Genomic DNA, 1912 nt, shown 5'->3' on the forward strand with positions numbered 1-1912 from the left:
GAGGCTTAGGCGAGCGCCTGCTCGAGGTCGGCCACGAGGTCGTCGATGTCCTCGATGCCGACCGAGAGCCGGACGAGGTCGTTATCGCCGGCAAAAATCGTCACCGTGGAGACTGCCGGTACCCCGCTGGCGGTTTCCGAGGAGCTAGTGGATCTAGTTTCACGGTGCTACGGTAGCGAATGAAATAGTAAGCGCGGGGGTGATTGGATTGTCATGGTTAGAACGGTCTCGATGCTGCTGCTCGTAGCAGTTGTCTTACTTGGCTGTTCAGCTAACGATCGGGATAACCGGAAGCAGGCGGATCTCGCTCGGATCTACCCCGACAGGGAGAGCGCTTGTGAAGCGTTCGCGGCGTCCGCTGCGAGAGGTGAAGTTCGGACCACTGAACGCCGTGCCGACATGTCAAGCGTCTCTCGCTTAAAGGAGCGCATATCAGGTGAAGCTGGCGCCAACTATGTCGCGGTCACGAAGTGCGCTGGACCCGAGGTTTTTATCATCGGTGTGAACAAAGATGGAGTCTCAATTCCACGGTTCTTTGAGAGCATTCCGGTCATAGCTCATATATCGCAGCCCTTCGGACTCCTCTAAGATCTGATCAAGTAGTAATGAACGCCGACAGGCTACTGGCTCTCAAAAGCCGCGAGGCCGAATATTTCTCGGTGGTTCCCAAGCGCGGATCCCGCTACTTCACCGGTCGCCCTTTCCCGCTGAAGCCAAACGATGTCCACTACTCCTGAGGAGTGCTCTGCTCCACAGTTGAGTGGCCTGGCGCGTTCTTGCGCACGCGCGCGGACGCCGTGGTATCAGGCAGGCATCTTTACCACGAAAATGTTCCGTGGCCAAACCAGGACACTCGCGATGGACGTTCATCCGAAACGGACTGTTCGCTATGAGAAGCGCTTGAGCCTTCGTGGCCTTCGTGTTGAGCTTTTGGCCTAGAGCAGGAATTGCGTTTCCAGCGGGCGGACGGATCTGTGGCGGAACAGTTTAGAAGTGAAGCGAGTGAAAGCAAATGTCTCCCATGAAGCGGAGTAGTCTCGGTGCGCGGCAGCGGCGCGGTAGTGCACTCTTGGTGGCAGTGGTGATACTTCTGGCCTCGCTAATCTACGTAGCGTTTCAGGCAAAAGAGTCAAACTCTCGTGATGTAGCAAGCGACAAGCAGGACGCGGGGGAAGCGACAATACAGTTGCAGGCCGGACGAATGTCAGCAGAAATCGATGACCCTGAAGGCCTGTCGGTCGAAAGCTGGCCAGAATCTGGTCTGAAAACCGAAGAAGTCTATAGGATTGAGGACGGAAGGATCCTGTTTGAGTATCAATTGACGTCAGTTGCCAGCGTCGGATGGGTTCTCGTATCGAGAACGAACAACGACGCCAGCTCTTCGATAATAAGTCTGAGCCGCGACGGTGAGGGGCGCTTGCTCCCCATTCAAGCTAGAGTATGGGCCGATCGCGTTGAGCTTGCTTGGCAGTCCGATCAGTCCGCGCGCTGGACGGTGAAGCGTCCCGATCTGGAAGTTCAAGGCGTCACGTCTGGCAGTTTTGTGGACAGAAGGCGGACCGAAGGCTCTCAAACCTACATAGTCCTCGAAGAAGTCGAAGCGTCGTCGACGCAGTCAGCCGAACGGACGCAACGTGTCTATCACATGACCGTTCCAGGGATGAACGACTTTTGCCAGATAACAAGCAACGCTGCTGCCGCGTATGTTTCCGACCTCCGTATTGTCGAGTGGAATGCGTTCATTGAAGAAGGCGCGGTTGATGTTCCTTCACTGTGCCTTGATGCGGACAGCGACAACCATTTTGGCTCGGGGTGCTCGGGCGCGTCGCTACTGCCCGTCTGGTGAGCGAGGAGTCCGGCGCCCCCGTGGTACTCGACGATGCCCTCGGTTACGCCGATCCGATCCGGCGCC

General features: G+C 56.9%; 2 protein-coding genes. One reads left to right on the top strand and one right to left on the bottom strand.

Annotation, left to right across the window (positions count from 1 at the left end):
* Positions 1-5: 5 nt before the first annotated feature.
* The gene (locus tag D9V41_RS16020; protein ID WP_208006902.1) at positions 6-104 is read right to left on the bottom strand and encodes a PLP-dependent transferase; all 99 of its coding nucleotides are present in this window, start codon (positions 102-104) and stop codon (positions 6-8) included.
* 974 nt (positions 105-1078) lie between these two features.
* Between D9V41_RS16020 and D9V41_RS17615 the strand changes: the two genes are divergently transcribed.
* On the top strand, positions 1079-1846 hold the full coding sequence (locus tag D9V41_RS17615) for a hypothetical protein (protein WP_133434223.1): 768 nt from the start codon (positions 1079-1081) through the stop codon (positions 1844-1846).
* The last annotated feature ends 66 nt before the right edge of the window (positions 1847-1912 follow it).

The organism is Aeromicrobium phragmitis, assembly GCF_003674095.1.
In the GTDB taxonomy this organism is placed as follows: Bacteria; Actinomycetota; Actinomycetes; order Propionibacteriales; family Nocardioidaceae; genus Aeromicrobium; species Aeromicrobium phragmitis.